The organism is Aquiflexum sp. (genome assembly GCF_977115555.1).
Map to the genome: position 1 here is coordinate 1 of NZ_CDSBKL010000256.1, position 6,033 is coordinate 6,033.

The 6,033-nt window shown below is 39.7% G+C and carries 5 protein-coding genes; all 5 read right to left on the minus strand.

Annotated elements, in window-relative coordinates; genetic code table 11:
* Nucleotides 1-71: 71 nt before the first annotated feature.
* The gene (locus tag ACZFYI_RS14175; RefSeq protein WP_462524782.1) at nucleotides 72-1,283 is read right to left on the minus strand and encodes an ATP-grasp domain-containing protein; all 1,212 of its coding nucleotides are present in this window, start codon (nucleotides 1,281-1,283) and stop codon (nucleotides 72-74) included.
* Nucleotides 1,284-1,286: 3 nt separating this feature from the next.
* Entirely contained in the window at nucleotides 1,287-2,714 is a 1,428-nt protein-coding gene (locus ACZFYI_RS14180) for a leucyl aminopeptidase family protein (protein ID WP_462524783.1), read from the minus strand.
* A gap of 169 nt (nucleotides 2,715-2,883) precedes the next feature.
* Nucleotides 2,884-4,029, minus strand: coding sequence for an alpha/beta hydrolase (locus ACZFYI_RS14185; RefSeq protein ID WP_462524784.1), 1,146 nt, complete (start codon nucleotides 4,027-4,029; stop codon nucleotides 2,884-2,886).
* Between the two features lie 147 nt (nucleotides 4,030-4,176).
* A complete protein-coding gene (locus tag ACZFYI_RS14190; RefSeq protein ID WP_462524785.1) occupies nucleotides 4,177-4,893 on the minus strand; it encodes a 16S rRNA (uracil(1498)-N(3))-methyltransferase in 717 nt (238 codons plus the stop codon).
* A 131-nt stretch (nucleotides 4,894-5,024) separates the two neighbouring features.
* Nucleotides 5,025-6,033 (minus strand): DbpA RNA binding domain-containing protein (locus tag ACZFYI_RS14195; protein ID WP_462524786.1); only part of this gene is annotated, 1,009 nt, incomplete at its 5' end.

The window sequence follows — 6,033 nt, forward strand, 5'->3', positions numbered from 1 at the left end:
TTTTGGATACCAGGTTGTTATATTACATATTTGCTAAAGGTACAAAAATAAAAATCACGCAATCTGGAAAGTTATTTTTTAACCTTTTCCTGTTCGGCCACAGAGGAAACTCCTTGACTCAATCTTTCAGCATAATCATCGAGCAGTGATCTTACCCTAGCATGTTTGTCAGATTTCACGACAAGCCCGGCATGATAATCAAGAGGAACTCTGAAACAAATTTCAGGATCATTAAATGCCGAAAGATCAGGATCTTGGAATTTTGACAAAGTCAGGACAATACCTGCATAGCCTTTCCTCACTTTGGGCAGCGTATATTTTTTGCCTTTCACAATAGCGTCCTCGATTTTTGCCCATTCAACCCATAAGCTGATGTCGGTAGCACCTTCCACCATTTCGGCGAGGTGTGCGCCGCCGACCCTTGATGATGTCTCCAGAAAGTAGACTTTGCCATCTTCTTTTCCTTTGATAAATTCAGTATGGCTGGCACCATTTTTCATCCCAAAGGCTTTCATCACTTGTTCGTTGGCTTCCCTCATGGATTTATCATCTTCCGAACCATAAGGGACATTGGCGCTTCTGAATATTCCGCCTCCTTGCGAGATTTCCATTGGTGTAGCTAGGTATTTGGAAACTGTACAAAAAAGACTTTTTCCTTCAAGATTCAATCCGTCAGCATGGTAGACATCTCCGGGTTTAAATTGCTCCACAAGGTACCTCAGTCGGTTGTCTCCCATTTCATGGATATTTTGCCAAAGGCTTTCTTTGTCATGAACTTTGATGATGCCGTGTGCTGAGGCCTCAGACCTTGGTTTCAACACCCAAGGGGCTGGTACAGTGTCTGCGAAATGGTTAATTTCTTCGTCATTGAAAAGGGCAGAAAAGGCAGGTACCAAAACTCCTGCTTCCTGTGCCCTCATCCTCATAGCCAGTTTGTCTCTAAAATATCTTCCTGTTGTTTGTCCCATTCCCGGGATTCGGAGATTTTCCCGAAGGAAAGTAGCTTTCTCCACATCATAATCGTCCAAAGCTACTATGGCGTCAATCTTTACACCTTTCATCAATCCTCCAACTCCGATCAATAAAGTTTCAAGATTCCAATCCAGATCCTGTCCGGGCATAAAGAATATCTCATCGATATAATCCCTTGGCCAATTATTTTCCCTCAGTTTTTCTGAGGTAATTAAATACACTTTGTTTCCTGCTTTTTTTAAAGCAATCAAAAATGCATTTCCCTTGTAATAGTTGGAAATACATAAAAATGTCTTGGGAGTATCTTCCATAGTTTAAAGATTTTCTAACAATTTAATCAATAAATGTACACCGTAAGCAGTGGCATGTTTTGTTTTTGCAAATTCAGAATCTCCGAATGCCGTTCCCGCAATGTCAATATGGGCCCATGAAGCATGGTTTTCTGTGAAAAACTCCAAAAATTTTGCAGCAGTGATTGCACCTGCAATGGGTTTGCCATGGTAATTTTTGATATCGGCAATTTCGGAATCCATCTCGGTTTTGTACTCATCCCACATCGGAAGAGGCCACAGCCTTTCTCCGATACTTTCGCCGCTTTTCTGAAGATTATTCAATAAACCTTCATTTTTGGAAAACAGAGCTGCACATTCATATCCGAAGGTGCCGACTGCACTTCCTGTCAATGTTGCAAAATCTATGATGGTATCAGGTTTGAAATTTTGGATCAGGTAGGAGAGCCCATCTGCCAAAATCAGCCTTCCTTCAGCATCGGTATCGATAATTTCAATGGTTTTGCCGCTGTAGCTTCCAATAATATCAGAAGGCAAAAAAGAATGGCTGTCAATCGCATTTTCAACACATGGAACTACAGCGGTAATGTTTACATTCAGTCCAAGGTCCGCAATCAGTTGCATGGCCCCCAATACAGTAGCCGCACCTCCCATATCACATTTCATGTGGACCATGCCTTGGGTTTTAATATTGAGCCCTCCTGTATCAAATGTGACTCCTTTACCCACCAATCCAACATGGTTTTTGGCAGCTTTGGACCTGTATTTCATGATGATAAACTGAGGTTCACGAGAGCTTCCCTGACCGACTGCCAAAAATGCCTTTAGGTTTTCTTTTTCTGCTTTCTTTTTATCAAGGACCTTGACCTCAAAGCCATATTTTTTTCCTGTATCAATAGCCCAATCAGCCAGGTATTTAGGGGTGACTTTGTTTGGTGGCAAGTCCACCAAATTAAAAGTTTCAATTTGGGCAGCAGCAATCTTCAGCCCCTTTTCAATGATTTTTTTCGGCTCCTTGATATCTGACAATACGGAAATATTGACCTTTGACCAGTTTTTGGGTCCTTTTTCGGTATGCTTGTAATGACCTAATCTGTAAGTACCAAGCATTAAACCTGACACTGCGGCTTCAAGGAAATCCGAATCCATAGTGTCATCCAACCAAATCATAGCCTTTTTCTCAAATAGGTGTTCCTGTTTTGAGGTTAATCTTCTGAATGCTGTTTTGTTGCTTTTATAAGTGGGTTCCTTTCCAAGTCCCACCAAAAGAAAAATCCTTTCAGAATCTTTGTCCTCTATTATAAATTGGCTGTCTTTTTTACCTGAAAACAAATTTTTTGAAATGGAAAATGATTCGAATGAAATGGCTTGATCACTTTCTTCAATTTCAATAAAAGGGATGATAACCAAACCTTTGAAGTTTTCTAGGGATTTTATTGGGGATATTTTCATTTTTAATTGGGGATAATCGTGAGGTAAAAAACGTGGGATTGGTAAAGTAAAACCAGAAAACCTTTTGTTTTGAACTATAGTAACAAGGTAAAGTGATTTTTCAATTTTCAAAAGTTAAAGAACTATTCTTTAAAACCCCTGAGTCTGAACAATAGATGGTTCTTTTTTTTTATATATCGCCTTTTCGGTTGCTGAAGAAAAGCCATTCGGTAGCCTTGGGAAATTCATCACTCCAATATGTCTCATTGTGTTTTCCTTTCTCATTGATACTGAGTTGAATTTCTATTTTTTCTCCAAGGTTGTCTCTTTTGAGCAGTCTTTTTTTGAATTTCTTGATGTGGGAGACCATAGTGGCACTTTCTTCACCACCTGCATACAGGTAGATTTTGGTTTCCAAAGGTTCAAAAAAATCCAAAAAGGAAAATTTGATTTTGGGGATTACCCAAAGAGAAGGGGAGAAGATCATGAGCTTGCCATATACCTCAGGATATATCAAGCCACTGAATAAACTTACCAAACCTCCCATTGAACTTCCTCCGATTCCTGTAAATTCTCTTTCAGGTTTGGTTCGGAAATTTTTGTCCACAAATGGCTTCAGTGTATCGGTGAGAAAACGGATATATTGTTTCCCCTGTCCTTTTCCAAGCAATGTCTTGCCAAAATTGTATTCCAAAACCCTTTCTTTTTCAGCATGTTCAATGGCAATGATGATGATTTTCCCAATGCCGTAGTCCGACATTACCGCGAGTTTTTTGTCTATTTGCCAATTACCAAAAGGGGAATTCTCATTGAATAGATTTTGGGCATCTTGTAGGTAAAGGACTGGGTATTTTTCTTCGGAAGTATTGTAATCATGGGGGAGCAAAGCCCACACTTTCCTGGTCTTATTAAGCTGTGGAATTTCAAATTCTTCGGAAATCAAATGTACCTGAGGTAATTGGCTTGGCCTATAAGGAAGCCAATTTTGACGCCATCTTGGTACATGTTCTTTTTGGATGCCTGATTTTTTCTTACAGTGCCTGTTCGGTGTTTTGTTTTCGAATTTGTCAATTTCAACTTCTGACCAATCCCCTTTGGTGAATTTATAAATCAATTCTGAGGGAAATATGAAATCAGAGGGGAAGGTAAAGGAATACTTCCCCTTAGCAAGTTTATTCATCAGGTATTTGTTATCCTGAGTGATCCATTGATTGAAATTCCCTGAAAGATAAACGGGGCGGTCATCATCCTCATCAGTAGTGAGCAATATGGTCAGATAATTATCTAACTCTTTGTTTTCTGCCTGCCTCACAATCGTATTTTCTTCACACTCCATTTGAGAAGTTTTCAATTAATAAATTTCAAATCTGTATCAGTAAAAATAGCTTTTTGTGCGGGCAAAAAAAGAAGATTTCCTAAATTTTTGATAAACTTCTGTAACTGTTGTCCATAGTTTTTTCCAAATCCTTCAAGAATGAAATTGCTATTTTAATGGTATGTTGTTGACCAATTGTAAAGTATGGACCGCAGCAAGTCCGGCGGTTTCAGTTCTGAGTCTACTTTTCCCTAAAGAACAGGGAAGGAAGAAATTCTTGAAAGCAAGGTCAATTTCCTGAGACGAAAAATCCCCTTCAGGTCCGATCAACACCAAATAAGCCCCATTTGGTTTGGCTTTTTCGAAAAGGTGTTGGTTATTCTCTTTGTCAACATAGGCGATGAACCGCTGATAAGTATCAAATTTTTTGTTGACCACCAAATCCTTCATTTCGCAAATTGGATTTAGCTTCGGGATCCTTGTCTTTAAACTTTGCTTGCATGCGGACACGATTTTCTTTTCCAATCTGTCAAGTTTTAGAAATGAACGTTCCGAATGTTCTGATTCCATTAGGGTGATTTCGTGAACTCCTATTTCAGTGATTTTTTCTATCATCCATTCCATCCTATCAGGATTCTTGGTAGGGCAGATGGCTAGGTGGATGTAATAATCGTCTTCCGGATCAAAAAGCCTTTCCATCACTTTTATTCCCGCTTTTTTTGGATTGCTATCCAAAACAACACAGCGGTAGAGATAACCCTGACCATCAGTAAAATCCACTTTATCTCCTTGGCTTTTTCTCAAGACCTTGATCAGGTGTTTTGATTCCTCCTGATCAAGGTAGAAAATGTTCTCTGTGATGTTGTCGTGGAAGAAAAGCTGCATTGTCTTTTATAATAATTTGCTAAAATACATATTCATCTTGTTGTCTGAATTATTGTCCACAAAAAAAGCGCAATCTCTAAGAGACTGCGCTTTCTGAAATTAATCTTCTATTGCTTTTTGTTTGGTAACAATTAAGCTTTTGAGATTTCCATATTTACAGTAATACCTTTGATTGTATTGTTTTTCATCACTTTGATCACGTGTTCTGCATCTTTGGAAGGTACATCTACGAAAGAGAAATTGTCAAATATATCAATGCCACCAATGCTTCTTCCCGGGACACCTGTTTCACCTGCAATGGCGCCTACGATATCGTTTGGTCTGATTCTGTCTTTCTTTCCAAGGTTAAGGAATAGACGTGCCATTCCCGGCTCTCTTACTCCTTTTTCTCTTGCAGGACCTCTGTCTCTGTCAAAAGATCTTTCGCCTCTTTCAGGTCGGTCACCTCTTTCTGCTCTCTCAGGTCTATCCCCTCTATCGCTTCTTTCAAATCTTCCTCCACGCTCTCTGCTACCGCTTCGTCCTGAATCTCTGTCTCTTCCTCTTCCAAAATCCCTTCCTTCAGATCTTCTTGCGCCTCTGTCTCTGTCTCCACTTCTTTCTCCACCTCTTCCAAGGTCAAGATCAAAGTTTTGATCTTCCATTTCGTGGACAGCATCAGCCATTTGGATTTTTGCAAGTCCCAGAACAATCTGCTCCATGGTCAAACCTTCAGTAAGCATCTGTCCGATAGTGTCTTCATAGAAGCTATTGTCTTCAGTTTTGTTCAATTGTCTGTAAACGTCCTTGATCAATTGTGTTTTCTTCAATTCAACCAAGTCAGCCACAGAAGGAGGGGCCATTTTAGAGATGGAGGTTTTGATGAATTTCTCCAAATCCCTTATCCTAAACATGTCTTTTCTACCTGTTACAAAACTGATAGCAGCACCTGATTTGCCTGCACGTCCGGTTCTACCGATTCTGTGTACGTAATTGTCTTCGTCCAAAGGAAGGTCGAAGTTGAATACAACTTCTACATTGTCCACATCAATTCCTCTTGCAGCTACGTCTGTGCCAACCAAAATAGATACTTGTCCTTTTCTGAATTTGCCCATTACTTTTGTTCTCTGGGCCTGAGAAAGGTCTCCATGAAGAGCTTCT